Annotated in this window: 18 protein-coding genes; 4 read left to right on the top strand and 14 right to left on the bottom strand. The window is 45.4% G+C overall.

What is annotated here, in order from left to right:
- Positions 1–82: 82 nt before the first annotated feature.
- Positions 83–952 (bottom strand): carbohydrate ABC transporter permease, encoded by an 870-nt coding sequence (locus tag M3636_RS00860; RefSeq protein WP_128103159.1) that lies wholly within the window; start codon positions 950–952, stop codon positions 83–85.
- Between the two features lie 59 nt (positions 953–1011).
- Positions 1012–1896 (bottom strand): ABC transporter permease, encoded by an 885-nt coding sequence (locus tag M3636_RS00855; protein ID WP_251380986.1) that lies wholly within the window; start codon positions 1894–1896, stop codon positions 1012–1014.
- 315 nt (positions 1897–2211) lie between these two features.
- Here M3636_RS00855 and M3636_RS00850 point away from each other — a divergent pair, with 315 nt between their 5' ends.
- The gene (locus M3636_RS00850) at positions 2212–3924 is read left to right on the top strand and encodes a sensor histidine kinase (RefSeq protein WP_251380985.1); all 1713 of its coding nucleotides are present in this window, start codon (positions 2212–2214) and stop codon (positions 3922–3924) included.
- The gene (locus M3636_RS00845) at positions 3921–5270 is read left to right on the top strand and encodes a response regulator transcription factor (RefSeq protein WP_251380984.1); all 1350 of its coding nucleotides are present in this window, start codon (positions 3921–3923) and stop codon (positions 5268–5270) included. The genes M3636_RS00850 and M3636_RS00845 overlap by 4 nt, the downstream gene beginning before the upstream one ends.
- A gap of 198 nt (positions 5271–5468) precedes the next feature.
- Here M3636_RS00845 and M3636_RS00840 read toward each other — a convergent pair whose 3' ends face one another.
- From M3636_RS00840 to M3636_RS00830, 3 genes are all read right to left on the bottom strand, one after another.
- Entirely contained in the window at positions 5469–6791 is a 1323-nt protein-coding gene (locus M3636_RS00840; RefSeq protein WP_251380983.1) for an LLM class flavin-dependent oxidoreductase, read from the bottom strand.
- A 13-nt stretch (positions 6792–6804) separates the two neighbouring features.
- Entirely contained in the window at positions 6805–8031 is a 1227-nt protein-coding gene (locus M3636_RS00835; RefSeq protein ID WP_251380982.1) for an MFS transporter, read from the bottom strand.
- A gap of 143 nt (positions 8032–8174) precedes the next feature.
- Positions 8175–8636 (bottom strand): GNAT family N-acetyltransferase, encoded by a 462-nt coding sequence (locus tag M3636_RS00830; RefSeq protein WP_251380981.1) that lies wholly within the window; start codon positions 8634–8636, stop codon positions 8175–8177.
- A 285-nt stretch (positions 8637–8921) separates the two neighbouring features.
- On the opposite strand from M3636_RS00830, the gene M3636_RS00825 reads away from it, so the two are divergent.
- Together M3636_RS00825 and M3636_RS00820 are read left to right on the top strand one after the other, a co-directional pair.
- On the top strand, positions 8922–9827 hold the full coding sequence (locus M3636_RS00825) for an ArsR/SmtB family transcription factor (RefSeq protein ID WP_251380980.1): 906 nt from the start codon (positions 8922–8924) through the stop codon (positions 9825–9827).
- A 56-nt stretch (positions 9828–9883) separates the two neighbouring features.
- On the top strand, positions 9884–11134 hold the full coding sequence (locus M3636_RS00820; protein WP_251380979.1) for an MFS transporter: 1251 nt from the start codon (positions 9884–9886) through the stop codon (positions 11132–11134).
- Between the two features lie 130 nt (positions 11135–11264).
- On the opposite strand, the gene M3636_RS00815 is transcribed toward M3636_RS00820, so the two are convergent.
- The 9 genes from M3636_RS00815 to M3636_RS00775 all read right to left on the bottom strand — a co-directional run bounded on the left by M3636_RS00815 (position 11265) and on the right by M3636_RS00775 (position 20307).
- The gene (locus M3636_RS00815) at positions 11265–11792 is read right to left on the bottom strand and encodes an SMI1/KNR4 family protein (protein WP_251380978.1); all 528 of its coding nucleotides are present in this window, start codon (positions 11790–11792) and stop codon (positions 11265–11267) included.
- 50 nt (positions 11793–11842) lie between these two features.
- Entirely contained in the window at positions 11843–12766 is a 924-nt protein-coding gene (locus M3636_RS00810) for a DUF7638 domain-containing protein (protein ID WP_251380977.1), read from the bottom strand.
- Positions 12767–13006: 240 nt separating this feature from the next.
- The gene (locus M3636_RS00805) at positions 13007–13825 is read right to left on the bottom strand and encodes a purine-nucleoside phosphorylase (protein ID WP_145408224.1); all 819 of its coding nucleotides are present in this window, start codon (positions 13823–13825) and stop codon (positions 13007–13009) included.
- Between the two features lie 128 nt (positions 13826–13953).
- A complete protein-coding gene (locus M3636_RS00800; RefSeq protein ID WP_251380976.1) occupies positions 13954–14283 on the bottom strand; it encodes an immunity protein TriTu family protein in 330 nt (109 codons plus the stop codon).
- A gap of 64 nt (positions 14284–14347) precedes the next feature.
- Positions 14348–14707: a hypothetical protein gene (locus tag M3636_RS00795; protein WP_145408222.1), complete on the bottom strand. Its 360-nt coding sequence runs from the start codon at positions 14705–14707 to the stop codon at positions 14348–14350.
- A gap of 238 nt (positions 14708–14945) precedes the next feature.
- Positions 14946–15848, bottom strand: a complete 903-nt coding sequence (locus tag M3636_RS00790) for a carbohydrate ABC transporter permease (protein WP_056701450.1) — start codon at positions 15846–15848, stop codon at positions 14946–14948.
- 13 nt (positions 15849–15861) lie between these two features.
- Complete coding sequence (locus M3636_RS00785; protein WP_251382465.1) at positions 15862–16764, bottom strand: ABC transporter permease; 903 nt, start codon at positions 16762–16764, stop codon at positions 15862–15864.
- Between the two features lie 174 nt (positions 16765–16938).
- Entirely contained in the window at positions 16939–18600 is a 1662-nt protein-coding gene (locus M3636_RS00780) for an ABC transporter substrate-binding protein (protein ID WP_251380975.1), read from the bottom strand.
- A gap of 138 nt (positions 18601–18738) precedes the next feature.
- Positions 18739–20307, bottom strand: coding sequence for a response regulator (locus M3636_RS00775; protein ID WP_251380974.1), 1569 nt, complete (start codon positions 20305–20307; stop codon positions 18739–18741).
- Between the last annotated feature and the right edge of the window lie 5 nt (positions 20308–20312).

Below are 20312 nucleotides of genomic sequence, written 5' to 3'. Positions count from 1 at the left end.
GCTTGACTGGTGTTGCTATGAATACTAAACTACGGAATCCAAACCATGTAAGCATGAATCCCGAACATATACTTACCTCTTCTTACTCTTTGACAGCCCCTAGTACAATTCCCTTCACGAAATATCGTTGTAAAAAAGGATAGACCATAATAATCGGCAGTGTGCTCACGAAAATTTGGGCTGCCTTGATGCTCTGTTCCGACATCGCTTCTACTTCCGACTGGCTCATCGCCATGTTCTGCATGTTGCTCTGCACCACTACGGTCTGTAGGAAAGAAGCCAGCGGATACTTACTCGCATCCGACATGTACAATATACCGTCAAACCAGGAGTTCCAGTGCCCCACCATAATAAACAAGGATACCGTAGCTATTCCGGGCAGTGACAACGGTAAATAAATTTTGCTAAGGATTGCAAAAAAGGACGCTCCATCGATAAATGCTGCTTCTTCCAGCGCTTTCGGAATCGTTTTGAAGAAGTTAACAAGAAGAATCAGATTATACGCTCCAAAAGCTCCTGGCAAGACCAACGCCCAGATGGTATCCTTCAAGCCAAGACCTGTGACCAAAATATAAGACGGAATTAATCCCCCAGAGAAGAGCATCGTGAAGATAAAAAACCACATCAGCGCGTTGCGTCCCCGGAATTCCTTGGACAGCGCATATCCCGCGCAAGTAAGAATAAACATGCTGATGGATGTTCCGAGAACCGTTCGAAGAATCGAAGTCCACATGGAACTGATAAAGTTGGAATTGCTAAACGTTTTGACATAAGCGTCCGTATTGAAGCCGACTGGCCAAAATGATACCAGATTACCGCTTACTGCCGCTTTACTACTGAGGGATTGCGCGAGCAAATGAAGCAGTGGAAGAAAACACACCAGTCCAGCCAAGATCATAAATGCATAATTGAATACGGAGAAAACTCTATACCCTGTCGTCTTATGGTACATGCTGCCCCTCCCTCCCTGTTAGAAGTTGTTCAAAAAGTCCGCTTTTGAATACGTACTATTTAGAATATTTTGTAGTTGGCATACTTATAGGCCAGCCTATAGGATACGACGATCAAGATTAGACTGATCCCCGATTTGAACAACCCTACCGCTGTACCGAATCCGTATTGCCCATTCAACAAGGAAGAACGATAAACATAGGTGTCAATAATATCTCCCGTACTGTAGACAAGTGGGTTGTAGAGGTTGAACACCTGATCAAACCCTGCGTCCAGAATATTTCCCAGACTGAGCGTAGAAATGACAATAATCATTGGCAACATACTTGGCAGGGTAACGTATAAAATTTGCTGGCGACGTGTCGCACCGTCAATTTCGGCCGCCTCATAATACGAAGGATTGATGCCTGCAATGGTCGCCAGATAGACGATCATGCCAAACCCGAAGCTTTTCCATACATCGCTGACCACCACCGTATATCTGAAGAGATCTGGATCACCCAGAAAATAAATGGGAGAGATACCGAACAGCTGGATCAACACTTGGTTAATACCGCCATCCAATCCAAGGATGTTAATCATGAGCCCTGCAACCGTAACCCATGACAAGAAATGAGGCAGATAAACGAGTGTCTGCACACTTTTCTTAATGCCAACATTCCGCAGCTCGCTCAGCAAAATAGCCATGATGATTGGAACGATAATACCCACGATAATTTTGGAAACGGCGATAATTAACGTATTGATAATGGCTTGCGTTGCTTCATCATACCGGAAGATTCTTTCGAAATTGTCCAGCCCGATCCAGCGGGAACCTGAGATCCCGAGCCATGGTTTGTAATCCTGAAAAGCCATGAGCAGACCGACCATCGGACCATACGAAAAGATACAAACAAATACGAACGCGGGAATACACAATACATACAGTGGCCAGCTCTTCTTCAATTCCTTTTTCCAAGGCGTTCGCCGGGACACCCTGGGCGTTATATTCGAGCCTGTTTTTACGGAACCAATCTCATTAATGGTGCATACCTCCTCTGTGATGGCTCTGGGGACGCGTCCTCGTAATGTAAGCTTAACAAAAGCGCTTTCATGTCAAAATGCCAAAATGTGAAGATCATAACCTCAATCTGAATCAATTTTAAACCGCTTTCATTTTAAAGCACGGTTACTCTTCCGCTTTTATTTAGATTGGCTTATGATGAAAATGGAATTGCGATTGGTCTTACTTCAAGTTCTGCGTGTAGGAAAGGAATACACATGATTAGAAAAATGTACATGAAACGTTTTATCTATTTCTTTGTTTTTTTTCTGTTATTAACACTGAGTTTATTCTTCGTGATGAATCGATTGAGTTCGAAGACTTTGGAGGAAAATTTGATCACAGCCTCCAAGAACCAACTTGATTATGTAAAGGGCATTCTGGATGGAATGATGTATGAGGCTAACATGTACGGGGTTCAGTTTGCGGCTGACAGTGACGTCAGGTTTTATCAGAGGCAAGTGCTGGAGCTGAGTAATTACGATTCCCAGATGAAGAAAAATGACATTGTTGATCGCTTACGCCAGACCCTTCTGTCTAGCCGCTCGATTGAATCCATCGGCATCTATTGGAAAAACGAAGGAACGTTTCTCTCTACCAGCAATTCGCTGGAGGCGCGACTCCCATTTAACGAGATTCAGCGAGCCGGCTGGCGTATTATCGATGATAGCTTGTATTATTTTGCAGCCTACCCTTATATCCAAAAATCCGAGCAAGTAAAGCCGGTTCAATATGTCGTTGGTGTTAAGCTGAACAATGATTACCTGAAGAGCCTACTTCAGAAGGCCGTTAACAATGATAGCTCGAACGCTTTTCTATGGTTTGATGACCACCGATTATGGGACGAGGATGAAGTAGATAATGATTTATTGAAAGCGATTTCAGATCTTCTATTACCACAAGAGGGAGCCACACTTAAATATGATTATCATACGAAATCCGAAAACTACTATGTTCTTTCCCGTTATATAGAACCACTCGACACCTATCTGATCACTTATACGCGTACAAATGATTTCCTTAAACCACTTGATCATAACCAAAAGGTATTCTTTATCAGTATTATAGCCGTTCTGACCCTAGGTCTGATTGTCATCTTTACGTTCTATCGGAATTACGATCGTAACATTCGCTTAATGGAGCGAAAGTTCTTGCAGGTTGAGCAGGGCAATCATAGTACACGAATTACGGAAAATACGGATAACGAATTTTACGTCCTGTTTCGAAGTTTTAATCACATGGTAGCCGAGATTCAGGACCTGTTTGTCTCCTTGAAGACCGAGACGGAACTCCGAAGGAGTGCGGAGCTGAAGCAGCTGCAAGCCCAGATTAATCCTCATTTTCTGTACAACAGCTTATTCTTCATTATGTCGGTAGCCAAATTCTCCCCTGATGCTGTTATGCGAATGAGCAAACATCTGGCTGAATATTATCGTTACTTGACCAGACTGGATAAACATGAAGTCACGTTACAAGAGGAATTGCAGTTTGCAGAACACTTCTTAATCATCATGACCCTGAGTAAAAAAATAGAATATGCCATCGATCTTCCGCCAGAGCTTACTTCCCTTCCACTCATGCCACTGATCATCCAGCCTGTCGTGGAGAACGCGATTCAGCATGGTATTGAAGGTCAACAGGGAGCCAATCGGGTAAACATCGATGTTAAGCAATCAGAAGAAGTCATTCTCATTCGGGTATCCGATGACGGAAAAGGTCTTACACCGGATGAAATTCGAAAGCTAGAAACTCAGCTTGATAGTGACACCCCGCCTGAAGGAACCCGAGGTGTGGGTCTGTGGAATGTTAACCGGCGTTTAAAAAATACGTATGGCGAGCGTAGTGGGCTAGCATTTTCAACCAATGACTGGGGCGGGCTATCTGTCCTGCTGATGATTCACGTTCCAACAGAGAAAGGAGAGCGTATATGAAGCTGTTAATTGTTGATGATGGGCATTATGTCGTGGAGTATATGAAGCATTTGGTGGATTGGCGTTCCTTCGGTATTCATCAGATTGAGACAACGACCAATTCCATCGAAGCGAGAGAAATGTTGAATGGAAGCATGATCGATATTTTGATTACGGATATTCGCATGCCTGAGGTTTCGGGAATCGATCTGCTGCACCACATTCATCAGAACGACTTGGCAACCAAAGTCATCATCCTCTCCGGATATTCCGAGTTTGATTATGCACAGCAAGGCATCCGTCTCGGGGCTTTGGACTATTTACTTAAACCAGTTGATAAAGACGACGTGGAGAAAGCGATGTCCAAAGCCATTCAAAAAATTCAGAAATCACGCCCTGTTCACGCCGTCAATTGGGAACACTTCAATGGTATGGGCTATCTACTCTCGCTACTTGCTCAGAACGAAACTTTAAAGGAAGAGTATGATGTATACACAGCATGTTTAGGAGAAACTCGTTATTGCTACTTCAAGCTTGAGCATTACACGGAAGCAGATGTAGCACGTATCAGGCACACTGTTGCCGAACCATCTAATCCATTCGTTTGGACTTCAGGATCACATCTGGTCGCCTGTATACCCGAAGAAGCAGCACGAAGACTCGCTACCGAGTTGAATCAAGCGATCTTGTCCTCACCGTTCGCATTGACCAACCGGAATGAGACACGGGAACAATTCTATCATTTTTTTCTGAATGAAGACGTAAGCTCTAGCGATTTTGTTGGGTTAGGGGCCCTTTCTTCGGTGGAAAGTGATTCGGAAACGATGGGCAATATCATACATACGTATGAGCGAATCGCTGATAGAAAACATAAACGAATCTATCTAATGGAGATCATCACGTCGATCTATCTTAAGGACAAAAATCAGGATACAACAAAAATAGCCGATTGGATATTCCATCGGCTTCAAGATCCCGACAAGTTCGGGCCAATTCTCATCGATACATTCAGCAGAATCCGTATCAACAAACAAATGTCCATTCAAACGATCGTTGATAAAGTACGAAGATACATTGAAGACCACCTTTCCCACGCTCTTAGCCTGGATGAATTAGGGAAAGTTGCTCATCTTCATCCGGTCTACTTTTCCAAGCTGTTCAAACAAGAGACGGGAGAAAACGTGTCCAACTACATTTCGAGAAAACGGCTGGAGAAGGCTTCCCAGCTGCTCCAGGATTCCGAACTCCGAATAGCTGATATCGCGCAAATGATCGGTTACCGTAAGATTCAATATTTCATTCAGTTGTTCAAACAGGAGTACGGCGTCACGCCATACCAATACCGGAGAAATATGACTCACCAATAAGGACGCATTTCACTAGCACACGGGTCATTTCAAGCTTTTAACATGCAACATTCAACATCGAGCTTTCATGTTCATCATCTCAACCGTTCCCAGCCTTGGAGCGGTTTCTCTTTGTTCCTGTTTTTTTGTTCCAACTAGCTAGCTTAAAGGAATAAGCCCATCGACTGTGTTCATGTGCCACTTAACAGAAGCTCGAACCTATTTTGCAGTTTCAAGTGAATATCGATTATGTGGAATCGGAAGACCCAGGTTACCCCGCAATGTATCCTGCTCATATTCTGTGCGGAATAAGCCCCGCTCTTGTAATACCGGAACGACTAGATCCACGAAATCCGCCAAGCCATTAGGAACCACGGTACGAATGTTGAAGCCATCCGCCGCGCCACCTTCGAACCATTCCTGAATTTGGTCAGCGATTTGCTCGGGTGTACCGATGAAGGATGTTCTTGGCGTTGAAGCAAGCAGAGCTACTTCGCGTAGGCTCAGCCCTTGCTCACGAGCCTGCTGCTTGATTTTGTCCGTTGTACTGCGGAAGCTGTTGCTGCCCAGATCACCAATATCAGGGAACGGTTCATCCAATGGAAATTGAGAGAAATCATAATGCTCAAAGTACCGTCCTAAGTAATTCAGCGCCTGATCAATATTGACCAGTTCAGCACTCTCTTGATACTTGCGCTCAGCCTCCTCTTCCGTTCTGCCTACGATAGGCCCAATGCCAGGGAAGATCAGCACTTCTTCGGGATTGCGTCCATAAGCTGCTGCTCTTGCCTTCACATCCTGGTAGAACTCGCGCGCCTCTTCTAACGTCTCATGTCCCGTATAGATTGCATCAGCCGATCGAGCAGCCAGATCCTTACCGGATTCAGAAGAGCCTGCCTGAAAAATAACCGGTTGTCCCTGCTTGGAACGTGCAACGTTCAGCGGACCTTGAACAGAGAAGTGTTTTCCTTTGTGATGCAACGTATGTAACTTCGCCGGATCGAAGAACACCCCGTTCTCCTTATCCCCGACAAAGGCATCATCCTCCCAGGAATCCCACAAACCTTTGACAACTTCGAGATGCTCCTCAGCGATCTCATAGCGTAACGCGTGATTCGGATGCTCACCTTTGCCAAAATTGAGGGCAGATCCTTCCAGCGGTGAAGTCACCACATTCCAGCCTGCACGCCCTTGACTGATGTGATCCAGTGAAGCAAACTGTCTAGCCACCGTAAACGGCTCACTGTATGATGTCGACAATGTGGCTACGAGACCAATGTGAGAGGTTGCTCCCGCCAGCGCAGACAAGAGTGTTACCGGCTCAAATCGATTCAGAAAATGAGGATTGGATTTCTCATTAATAAAGAGACCATCTGCAATAAAAAGCAGATCGAACTTGCCTTCTTCTGCTTTGAGTGCTTGTTTTTTATAAAAATTCAGGCTTACACTCGCATTAATCGGAATATCCGGATGTCTCCAGAATGAAATGCTATTCCCAACTCCGTTTAGATTCGCTCCCAATCTCAACTGTCTTTGCGCCATATCGAAGCCCTCCCTATAATTTGTTAAGTGTTGTCTCACGATCACTCGTCACAACCTGCCGGACATTTTCTTGCTTGAACTCCTTCGCCCTAACCACCCAAGCCGCAGTGAGCAGTACAATTCCCGTGAGTAGGAATATAAAAGGAATACCTGTCCACCCTCCCAGAAAGCCACCGAGAAGTGGTCCTAGCACAATACCGAACTGGCTTGCACTCTGACTTAAGCTAACGGCTCTACCTCGAAATTCCTTAGCAGCATATTGAATAATGAGTGCATTAAGAGCCGGGTACACAGCCGCGAAGAAAAGCCCATACACAAACCGCAGACTACCGAAATAAATGAGATTCGTCGCAGTCAACTGCAATAGGCTACCGATGCCTCCACCCAGTAGACCGATAAACAACGTTTTCTCATATCCGATCCTTCCACCAATCCGTCCCCAACGAGGCCCCATAATCACCGTTGCTATGCCGATCGCGGAGAAGACAATTCCCGCACTAAGTGTCGCACGGCTGACGTCCCCACCTATCTGCACAACGTACAGCGTCAGCACAGGTTCAATAATTAACACTGAAGTGGAGACGAGCAAAATCAACCCATAGATTCGCATAAGACCTGGTGTGCTCGCTGCTTGCTTCACGTCATCTAGAATGCTGGAACGAGCGATGTTACGAGGCTCACGTGATTCCTTGACACCCAGCACCATGAGAGCAGATAGCAGTGTAATGATACCTGAGGCAATGAAGCAGCCACGTAGACCTACCCATTGACTAAGAATTCCACCTGCCAGCGGACCAAGAATGCTTCCAGCGGCTGTAGCTGTTGAGATGACTCCTAGTGCATAACCCACATGTTTCTCTGGCGTGTTGGTACCAACCAGCGTAAGCGATGCCGGATTGAAGCCAGCCATTAGTCCCTGGAAGACCCGAACAGCAATAAAGGTAAAGGGATCGTATACCCAATAGTTGGCTAAATGTGCAATCGCCAGACCGACCCCTGAGCGAATCAGCATCAGCTTGCTACCGTACCTGTCCGCTAGTGATCCCCAGAACGGGGCACAGAGTCCACTGATCAGAAAGCTAATGGAGATGGCGATGCCAGCCCAGACCTCCACCCCCTGCTGGATTCCAAGATCATTTTGCAGAAACAGTGGAAAGAACGGGACAGATAAGGTGTATGCCATATGATTGAAGAACAAACCCAGCCACAGAATATACAGATTCCGTTTCCAATGAACCATCGACATTCCTCATATTCAATAATTCCTATATAAAAAGTAGGTTATAGAGTATATTAGAATATCTCACCGTGAATGTATAATAGAAAAGTTCAATAGACCCATTCAACAATTAAATAAATGGATCTATGTTCTGTTTAACATATTTAATGATTATGGTTAGACTCCTGTGGAACTAGCTTGGACATAAACACGTCAACCTCATCTTCCGTATCCAGTACAAACCCAAGACGCTCATACAATCGCCGCGCTGGACTTCCTTGCAGCACATTTAAGGTAACTCGTTTGCCCCGAATCTCTTCCCGATCCAGTAACATGTTCAGCACCTGCGTTCCAATTCGTTTGCCCTGATGGTCTGGATGAATATAAAAGTGTTCTAACAAATATTCCTCTGCTCTAGGCTTAAATGCAATACATCCCACCATAGAGCCTTCAGCTTCAATAATCCACGTATAGGCGGGGTCGAATGTTGTACGGAAACGTTCACGTACCCTCACCTCATCATATCTCCCTAACCGCGTTAGATCATCGTACAGAACCAAGGCTCTTAATTCTGCAAGCTGTTCCTGGTCTTCCTGATGTGATTGTCGCAACATAACTGGAATCACTTCAACACCTCTCTCTCGAAACTCACTATACCTCGTTGAAAACAAAGTTACATTATTTTTTTGCTTACTAAAGCAACAAAGCCATTAAATGAACTACAAATTTTCACATTACGCAGTTGCTTCTGGTAAGTAAACTACTCTTCATTTTTGTAGAAAAATGCGGAAGATGGGAAATTTGTGTTGTACCAAATATATTCGTTCGTATATAATAAAACAAATTACCAGTTCTATAAATATAGAACAAAAAATGATAGATTACATACTGAAAGGAAAGGAAGCACAATTATGAACTACCAAGTAGAGGTTGATTTTGCACCCATTTATGAATGTGTAAGCAGTCTGTCCGCTTTTATGGGCAAACAGAATCATTCGGCTCTCGATGCGGGTAAACAGTGGATTCGTGATGTACAGGATCAATTTGCACCAGCCAAGCTGCAAAACATGCGAGATACGATGAAAGCCACGGATAACTTCAGTCTTGCGCCATTTATATGGCATTGCCCTGGGGATCGCTCGGTCAATGGTTTTTTGGATTGGCTTGAAGATTTGTCTACAGGACAATTGTATGATATCGCTGCTGGCTTAAAATTGTCTGTACCTTCTAATCTGCCCGATCTTCGCAGTAGGACATCTGAAACGATACGTGAATGGGATGAACAATACTTTAAGAACATTAATCCGGCAATTATCGATGGTCTCTCGCAGGAAGCAATGACTAGACGTGCCAGTTTGCAGGGAGAAAATGACCAAGAGGTCTACGAGCAAGCCACACAGGGCATGCGAATCTATCCTAACGACGTGCTGAAAAAGGTCATTCTTATCCCTCAATACCATGCGCGTCCATTTGTCACATCATCGATCTTTGACGAGATCATCTTCACCAGTTACTCTTGTGACGTCCTTCCCACTGAACCGGGAAGACCGAACCCTGGATTACTGCGCTTAACCCGTGCGCTATCGGATGAAACTAGACTGTTCATTTTACGATTACTCGCTGGTCAACAATTGACCTTTACTGAGATCGTACGTGAGGTAGGACTATCCAAGAGCACGATACACTACCATCTCATTGCCTTGCGAGCAGCCGGACTAATTATTGTACATTATGATCAGAAGAACACGGAATATAGTCTGCGCTTGGACGCTTTGAACAGCCTCTCACAGCAGATTGGAGCTTATATTGAAAGTTGAAATCAAGCAACTCCCTCTGTACAAAATGCATGATATTATGCTGCGGAGGAACCTCTATGCTCAAACGTAATTACTATGGCTTATTAGCTACCGTTACACTTAGTTCCCTAGGTGACGTATTTGGCCTGTTGGCTATGGAATGGCTGGTCTATGAGTTAACTGCCTCGAAGCTTGCTATGGGGGCTATGGCACTCAGTTTCAGCACTCCCGAGGTGACCTTCAGGCTGCTTGGGTCGCCCTTATCCGACCGTCTGCATCGTGGAAAGTTTATGGCTGGACTAGCCTCAGTAAGGCTTTTGGCTCTTTTGCTTCCACTGAGTATGGGGATTACAGGACAATTGCAACTCTGGCATCTGTTCGTTGCCGCAGCGCTCAGTGGAGCCTGCTCCGCTCTATTTATGCCCACAGCCATGGCTGTTGTACCGGGTGTCGCTGGTGAACATAAACTGTTACGGGCATTTGCAGTCATTGATGGTTGTCGTAACGCTGCTGCTTTGCTGGGGCCAGCCATCGCCGGTGCGCTAACGGCAGCTGCTGGTGCGTTGCCTACGCTTGGTATCAATGCTATATGTTACATTGCAGCAATTACTGCACTGCTTTATCTACCCACTATGCAGAAGCCCACAACATCACGAGCCACCTTCTCACTTCAAGCTTATGTTCGGGATATTGGAGAAGGCTTCTTATTCTATCGGAGATTCCCAGCGATGCTCTCGATCATGATTATGGTTTCCATCAGCAACATGTCGTCGGTCGCCATCTGGACGATGATGATACCTTTTGTCCGCGAAGTGCTATACCGAGATGCTGCCGCTATGGGGACCCTTACCACTGCTTCAGCATTTGGTACCCTAGTGGGTCTAGCCATAATCTCATGGATCGGTGAGATCAAGAAAAGACGAACCGTCATGCTGTGCAGCCTAGCTGCTATTGGACTCTGTAATGCCTTATTGGGGTTATTTCCAAGTTATCCATTTGCACTTATTGCCTTATGTATCGCAGGATTAGCTGGTCCTTTCTTCGGCTCTCTCAGCTCTTCGTTACACGGTACACTTGTACCTAGTTCCATGCAAGGTCGAGTCAATTCTATTCGTTTCTTAATTGGTGGTGGACTTCAACCCATAGGTGCTTTTGCAGGTGCGGCCGTTGCAGAAAGGTATGGTCTGTCCTTCCTATTTGTGTCTCTAGGACTTCTCCCTTTCATCTGTTCGATCGCTGCGGCGTTTCTCCCGAACCTGAAACATTTGAACGGTGATCTCTCTGATCTACAACATAAGTCTTTGAACGAAATTCATATAACAAGGTAATAATTACATCCAAAAAAAAACACTTAAACGTTTCCTTCCAAAGACGACGCTTTAAGTGTTTTGGTCTTTTTATGTTTTGTTTTGGTATTTTTGTTTTTCGTTGTTTCAAATTGGGGCACGCCCGAGGTTTCTAATCGTCGTCCTCTTCCTTTATACATAGCTCCAAAAACGCAAATAACCCCGAAGCCTCCACAGAACGTTTCCCCCAATCATGCCAAAAATACAGGACTTGACCCACATTTCCTGAAGATGCAGGATCCGTGTCCAGACATAAATAATCTCCCCCGCCATTCTCGGCAATAGGAATCCATTTGGCGTTCCAGAGCAATGGTTTAATCTCATCATCAATGTCAGGTTCCAACTCATCGGGTTCAAACTCTTCCTGAAGAAAAGCCCAATTCTCCTTCACTTGCGCAAGAGGGGTTAACGTTAGATTTCGGACAAAAGCAGCCCCGCCGATATCCCATATCTGTCCGTCATGGATACGATATAATGCCTTCATCTCTTCTGGTAATATCACACCCAACTCGTGCTCTACAGAGCGAAAATCTTCCTCCTTCGCTCCCGGCTGGAGATGAAGTGCCACTTCAAAGCCTGGATCAACGCTCGTCCCTTTGGCAATGATACGTTGCCATAACTGCTCAGCCTGTCTACTCATTCCACCTCATCCTCCTTATGATTGGGTCACCTCTGCCTGAGACGCAAAGGCTATACTTCTCGCTTCTCCTCTGGCGAATATATAATTCGCTGATAATCCATATCTCGGCTATCCATATCGCCCAAATACATCCGTTGGTGCTCGGGTACCCGTTCATATTTTTCCTTCAGCACAGCTCGGTTGAATTCACTCGGATCTTCCAGATACATGTGGTAGGCATGTCGACACGCTTCAAACGTTGTTTGTTCTCCGGTCAGTTTCTTATACATATCCAGCAGTTCCTGGTACTTATCCTCAACATTCTCGGCATATTGCTCTTCTGAGAACGTCACTTCTCCCAGATCCAGTATTCGTATAGCTACCGGGCGATCAATCGTTGTAAAGAAGGTTCCATCCTGAAACCACGCTGCCAATTCGTCTATAGCCATCTCGACATGATTAGGTAACTGATAGATCACCACCTTACCATTCTCATATACCACCAGATGAACCAGGTAATGCTGCCCTTCGTATTTCATGAAAATAGAGAAGCCATCGCCTTGAATCGTCTCATAGAACAGTTCCTGCACTACTGCAAAATCAACGGCTTGCGGCGAAGGTGACACCCTTCTATTCTCCTTCAGTTGTTGTAGACGTGGTGTGACTTCGAATATATTACGAAATTCGGGATTAAGCGCTCTGACCTTACGCTCAATATGTTCATAATAACTGCTATTGTTATGCGTCCAGTTCGCTTGCTCCACTCGGTAAGCACCTAATCCATGGATGGAGATCGTCTCTCCAACAGGTACATCAGGGCCTAACCAATACTTCTCAATTTTCTGCTTCAGCTCTTTCAGATCAACCAGTTCCCAGCAATTAATCATGCCGTCTTCATAAATCTGCACCGGTATGAGAAAATGATGTCCGCCATTATGTATGATGCCAGGTGTTGTTGTGCCTTCAATCTGCTTCGTTCTTCTAATGTTCTGCACTTAAGATACCTCACTTTCATGGATCTTCACGTTCCCATATCCTACAACTGTACAATAGGAGAAGTGAAAACACGAGTGAACTTCCGCTCATTTTGCTATGCAAATGGACTCATCATTTATGTAAACTTTTTTCAATAAAAATATGCACATAAAAGCATTGCCCAGACAGATTCACTCCATCTTGGACAATGCCCTTATAATCACCAACTTACAATATTGGGAGAGATGCAGCTCTTCCGATTACATCTCTTGCAGAATACCTTTGACAAGTCCCGTGAACGTTGTTTTTACTTTGGCAGCAACTTCGATGACTTCTTCGTGATTAAGCGGCTGATCCAAAATACCGCAGGCCATATTAGTAAGACATGAAATACCCAACACTTTCATGCCCCCATGAACCGCAATAATGGCTTCAGGTACAGTCGACATGCCTACTGCATCTGCACCCATCGTACGGATCATGCGAATCTCCGCTGGGGTCTCGTAGGCTGGACCGCTCCACCAAGCATAGACGCCTTGCTGCAAGCTAACCTTCTGCTCATCTGCGACACGCAGCGCAATACTGCGCAATTCCGGGTTGTACACTTGGGACAAATCTGGGAAACGTGTGCCCAGTTCCGGATTGTTTGGCCCCATCAGTGGATTGTTACCTACCAGGTTAATATGATCTGTAATAATCATAAGCTGACCGGGTTCGAAGCTTGTATTGATCGCGCCGCAAGCATTGGTGATAATCAATTGCTCTACACCTAATGCTTTCATCATACGTACCGGGAACGTCACTTCCTCCAGTGTAAAGCCTTCATAATAATGAAGACGTCCCTTCATCGCAACAACGGTTTTGCCCATCAGTTCTCCAATGACCAGTTCGTTGGCATGACCCACAGCCTCGGATTTAGCAAAGTATGGGATTTCACTATACGGAATGACCGTTGCGTTCTGAATTTCATCAGCGAGAGCGCCCAGTCCTGAACCGAGTATCATACCTACAGTTGGCTTGGAGCTGGTTCTGCTTAATATGTAATCTCTAGCTTCTTGAATATGTTCAGTTTGATGCATGGATGGATTCCTCCTGATGATATTAATTTGCGTAAACAAGTTACGATACCTCAAGTGTAATCAACTACAGAGTTGATGTAAATGGAAGCTCGAAAAGTAAGCTCACTATGTCACTTTCCCCACTACATTTAGGGTTTGCACCCCGACTTCAATGCTTGGAAATATTCCTGCAAGATCTCATCGAAGTCAACTTCATGATCATGGTCACGCTTCTCCACATACTTCCACAAAATCAGTCCTTCCGACTCGATATTCAAAACCTCATACTCCATCTGTCTCGATTCCCAGACAGTCACTTGACCCATAGCAAGTCTCGACTCATGCCTGAATCCCGTGGAAGGATCAAGTATGAGCCGTTCATCTACATTATCCTTTTGAACCTGTTCCGTCTTAATCTGCTCGGATTGCAGCGTAACTGCTCGACGCTTGGCCCATTGTTCAAAACGATGTCGAAGCAATTGACAGCACACCTCCTTGGATGCAAAATATCGACCCATATATAGTCGGTCATCTTTGTTTATTTTACTCCACATAGATTGTCTCTTCTTGATCTCGGTTCCACTGAATGTGAACCGGAATCGGAAGTATCTCAGATTCATAATCATTCGAATCACTCTTAAATGAAATCTCCTTATAAGGAGCACTTAGCTTCTCCATTGAACCACTCGGTGAAATCGCCTGTCCAGCAAATTGATAACGGACATTTCTCGGCTGATCTTCTTCCCCTATGTATCGGATTATGAAGCTTATAGGGCCATTTTTATTTTCACTACGAACACTCACGTTCCAGTTCACACTTTCTCCATGAAGCGATAGCTTATTACTAGAGCATCCTACCAACAAGAGCAACATCATTAGGATAGGCAAGATTCTTTTTCTCATAGATTGTTACCTCCTGAGCTGTGAAAGGATAATTATTCATATAAATTTTACCATATTATCCATGCATGAGGCACACTCACTATCCTTTTGTTCCAAATTGCATGAGCTATCTTCGTCCATTAATCAATATAGAAACTACATAAGCTCAAAAAAACCGGTCATCCCATGACCGGTTTCATTCTACTATTCTTTTGCTACAGCTTCTTCAAGTCGCCTGTATTTCCACGTTGACGCTCGTCTACTCTTTCACGCCTCCAAGCTGTAATCCATGCACAAAATACTTCTGCAAGAATGGATACACCACCAGGATTGGCAAAGCTGCTACGATTGTAATGGCCGCACGAATCGATACAGGTGTAACCATATTACGAGCTGCGCCGAGATCGGCTCCGTTAGCAACAGCAGCACTACTGTTGGAGTTCATTGATGAGGATAACAGCTTCATCAGTTCGTATTGCAGCGTGCTCAGATTCTGCTTGGATGATGCGTACAAGAACGTATCAAACCATGAGTTCCATTGACCCACTGCGATGAACAACGCCACCGTAGCAAGTACAGGCTGACATAAAGGCAAGATAATCGAGATAAACGTTCTGAAATCACCGGCTCCATCAATCTTAGCAGATTCAATCAGCCCTTCCGGCAGTGTCTGAATATACGTCCGGATCACGATCATGTTAAATGCACTGATCAAACCCGGAATGATATACACTAGGAAGTTGTTGAGCAAATGCAGATCCTTGATTAGGAAGTAGGTTGGAATCAGACCTGCACTGAAATACATCGTCAGTACAACGATAATCGTAATCGGTTTACGCAGGATATAATCTCTGCGGCTTAGCGTGTAAGCGAGCATAGAGGTCAGAAATAAGCTGAGCACCGTGCCTAGCACGGTTCTCGCAACAGAGATCCCGAAGGCTTGGAAGATGGTTCCCCCAGCAAATACGGCTCGATAGTTCTGTGCTGTCCACTCCCGCGGCCATAGATAGATGCCTCCACGGATCGTGTCATTACCTGCATTGAACGATATGGCAAGTGTGTTCAGAAACGGATACAGGGTCACGACTGCAATAAAAATCATCAGTGCGCCGTTAAACGTATGGAAGACAATCGGCTCAAGCCGAGACTTGTTTATTCCCATCGATATGTCCTCCTCATATTAATCGGTCCTCACCGAAGCGTTTGGAAAGCGAGTTAGCTGCAAAGATCAGTGTGATGCTGACAATGGTTTTGAATATACCCGCAGCGGTTGCGAGTGAATAGTTACCGATCTGCAAGCCGTATTTCAGAACGAAGATATCTATGGTCTGGGACCAGTCCACAACGACCCCATTCCCCAGTAAGTACTGTACTTCAAAGCCTGCTTCCAGAATCCATCCCATGTTCATGATCAGCAAGATAATGACGATGGACTTGATTCCAGGCAGTGTGACATACAGCATTTTATGATAGCGATTCGCTCCATCGATCTCAGCCGCCTCATAGAGCGAAGGGTCAATGGAAGTAATGGCTGCCAGATAGATAATGGCGTTCCAGCCGACCTCTTTCCACACGTGGGAAGCGCCGACAATGCCCCAGAAATATTCCGGTACACTGAGCCACATAATCGGTTCGTCAATGAATCCGAGCTTCATCAACACAACATTGACAATCCCGCCGTCTACGGATAACGAGCTGGCTACAATGCCCGTAACGATGATCCAAGATAGAAAATGGGGCAAGTACGAGATCGTTTGAATCGTCCGTTTATAGAGCTTGTGTTTGATCTCATTCAGTAACACCGCAAATAAAATGGCTGTCACAAATCCGAGAATCATATTGATCAAACTCATTGCGATCGTATTGCGAAGCACGTTCAGAAACGCGTCGTCCGTAAGCAGAAACTTGAAGTGCTTAAGTCCGACCCACTCCTGCTGCGCGAAGCTCTTCGCTGGACTGTAATTCTGGAATGCCATGACCCAGCCCCAGATTGGATAATACGAAAATACTAGAATATACGCGACGATCGGCAAAGACATAAACATGAGCTGCTTCTGGCTACGTAAACGCTTGAACATAGACGTCTTGGCAGCAACGGTTGGAGCTGATTGATTCTGTATGGCTCTAGGCGTGTTCGCCATCCTTCACTCCTCCTATTAGGCTACAGCGATTAGCAAGAGTACCCCGGAAGGCTCGTAATAAACGCTCCTGCGTTCCAATTACGCCTCCCGGAAGACTCTATTTCACTTTTTCTATTTTTCCACTGTCCAGTTCTGAATCCGCCATTTCAATTGCTCGTTAATTCGGTCTTCATAAGCCTTCACATCGATTTTCTTGTATGCATCCTCATATTCGCTCCAGACAGAATCGAACTCATTTGCTTTGGACATGATCGCTCTAGGCAAGAACTTAAGGGAAGTATCGGTCATTTGCTTGTTAGCAACTGAAGCATCTGAACCTTCCTGCAGATCCACTTGCCATGCTGGATAATACACTGGGTTCTCAGGTGCAGGAGAGAAGAAATCACTCCATGTTTTGTAACCGTAAGCATCGAGCAACTCTTTATCCTCTGGCTTCAAACCGTCATAGAACTCTTCTGGTTGATTCGTTGCTCCGATCGCATTGCCGTCTTCAAAGGTTCCTTCCATCTTGGGTGCTGCACCGTAAAAGCCTTCCGCTTTGTTAGCCAGTCTCCAAGCTGGGTCTTCCTGCTCTGTGCGCTGCTCTGGTGTGCGATAGAATCGACCTTCTTCGTTCACCATGTAATCCACGCCTTCTTCACCCCAGGACAGCAGCTTCTGATATTTCTCATCCATGAGTGCATCAAGGAACTTGAGGACTGCTACCGGATCTTTGGCATCTTTACTAATACCAAAGCCGTTATTCAGGTTAATGACCGGACGATCTAAATAGTGATCCTTAATGCTTGTATCGTATACAAGCGGTAAGCCGACATAGGTTTGACTGATTTTGCCCTGAGCTACGAGTGGGTCTTCACCCTGCTGGAAGTTCCAGTGCTGGTCGAACATGCCGATAACCCGCCCGGAGGAGATTTTGGCCAAGTATTGGTCATAGTTTTGTACAAAGGCTTCCTTATCAAGCAAACCATCATTATATAGACTGTTCAGCTCTTTATAATAACGTTTGGAGATATCCTTATCCGCGAATACACTTGCCACCCCATTGTCATCTACAACAACACCGCCATCATTCGGATGACCCGTCAGATGCTCTGGTGGGTTAAGCAACGGGAACGTTCTCCAGTCGGATGCAAGTGTAGTGAATCCGATGGTTGGCTGACCATCCTCCGTTGTTGGGTGCTTGGCAGCATAATCACGAATCAGCTTCATATATTCATCCAGCGTCTTAGGTGTTGGATATCCGGCTTCTTTCAGAACTGCCTTTTGAATCCAGAAGGCAGGACCGGAGTAATAGTTACTAATGAATTCGCCGGTATAAACGCCATAGTTCGGTAACCAATAAATATGTCCATCGCTGGAATCCTTCATTCGCTCCCAATCTTTGGCGTAATGCTTCTTCAGGTTAGGTGCATGCTCCTCAATCAGTTCTTCCAGTGGAATAACGGCACCAGCCGCAACCAGTTTCGTATCTGCTGTGATTAGATCGGGGAAATCTCCACCTGCAATCATAACCCCCAATTTTTGCTGAAGATCACCCACTAGGAATTCCATGTTCAGCTTAACGCCAAGCTCTTCTTCGATCTGTTTGTATATCCGATTATCCTGAGCCGGCGCCTGGTTAGGCGTACCAATAAAAGCCGAGATGTTCAAAACTTCCTTGCCGTCCACCGTTGTTGTCTTGGCTTCCTCACCGCTGCAACCTACCAGCGCCAGGCTAATTGCCAGAACGAGTGAAACGGATCCCCATAATTTTTTCCTCTTCAAGACCCCCATGTATTGCCCCTCCTTGGAAGTTGGATTGCTTACAGGTCTTATTATGATGAAATGTATGCGTTTCCAAAATAGTTAAATTTAAGATCCTTCCCCCCTTAATTTCAGATGTTAACGACGAACAAGTCGTCTTTATCACGTTCAAAGCGTAGATTGCAGCCTGTATTCTGCTGGTTTCATGCCCACCCTTTTCTCAAACTGTTTCAGAAAATGCTGATAGCTGCGGTAGCCTACCTGTTCAGCAATAATATACAATGCCTGGTCAGTCTCTCGAAGCTGTTGCTTCGCTTCCTCCATTCTCAGATCATGCACGAGATCAAGCACCCCTTTGCCATATTTACGCATAAAGGATTGGCCTAGATGAACCGGATGAATATAGAATCGCTCGGCGAGCTCTTTAATCGTGATGGTTTCCTTATAATGATTGTGGACGTATTCAGCTACCATAGCCTGGGTTCCACCCACACGTCGTTCTCGCAGCGTCCCGATCTCCGATTGGCATTTGAGACAGAACGCTTCTAACATCCTGGCTGTCTCCTCAATATTCTGATAACGCCGTTCATGGAGATGGAGCGCTGAGTCCTGCATCAATGCATTCGGTTCTCCGCCCAGTTCCTTGAAGAGTGAAAGTCCGCGAAACATAATCTGGGTTGCAAAAATATGAACCAGCTCTGGTGCAGCCATCTGATCTTTGAATGTATTGAACGCTCGCCAGATAGACGTCGATAATTCTGCCCCGGAACCGTTTTCGATTAGCTCCATAATGAGATCTGCTTCCCTTAATGTATCTGGATCAAACAGCAAATGCTGCTCATTCATGTCCTCTGCGTACAGAAGCGGGGTATCATCAAAAAATAAAAAACGTCCTGCTTCTGCGGCAGCACGGTAAGAGACCGTTAATTCTTGCACTTGGCTGACAGGACAGCCTACAGCTATTTGCACCCGACTTTCTCCTGCGGGCTGATCAAGAAAGTGCTGGTCTAGAACGTTCAAGAGTCGCTCTGCAAATTGCCGTAAATCGTAATCCGATTCAGTAAAATCCTCGCTAGAGCCACCCCAAACTATGCCATAAGGACTCCATTCGGCATCCAGCAAATATCCGCAAGGCTCACCCTCCATAAATTGTTCGATTACCTGTTTGGCACTTGCGCCATCCCCTTGAATCATCACAAGCAAGTAGACCCACTTCCTTGCTTTGGCAGATAACTCATGGACAACCTCATCGATCTCCTCACCCAGTTCTGCCTGATCTTGATTCGTGACCATCGCAAGCAAAGCTTGCTTCGTTCGCTGAATATGAGCCTGATGCAACATGAGATCGTGCGCTTCCCGGTTCATCAATTCTTGTCTTAATCGTTGCAACACATCGTCCGCTTCAGACTCGATCACCGGTTTGGTCAAATAATGGGACACGCCGAGCCGTATCGCCTGTCTGGCATAATTGAAGTCACTGTACCCACTCGTGATGACAAACAACGTTGACTGATGACCCAGCCGGCGAGCTTCCTCAATGAGTTCTAACCCATTCATGACTGGCATCCTAATATCAGTTACAACCAGGTCAGGTTGCTCACGGGAAATTGCATCTACAGCATCCTCTCCGTTGGCACATACACCGTTTATTTCAAATCCATGCTTCTCCCAATCGATCAACAGTTGTAGCCCCTCAATCGCAAACGGTTCATCATCCACAAGAAGAACCTTATACATGTTCA

Origin of the sequence: Paenibacillus sp. MER 99-2, assembly GCF_023714095.1 — a bacterium.
Lineage (GTDB): Bacteria > Bacillota > Bacilli > Paenibacillales > Paenibacillaceae > Paenibacillus.
The sequence above is the reverse complement of the archived record's forward strand: the minus strand, read 5'-3'. Positions and strand labels throughout refer to the sequence as shown.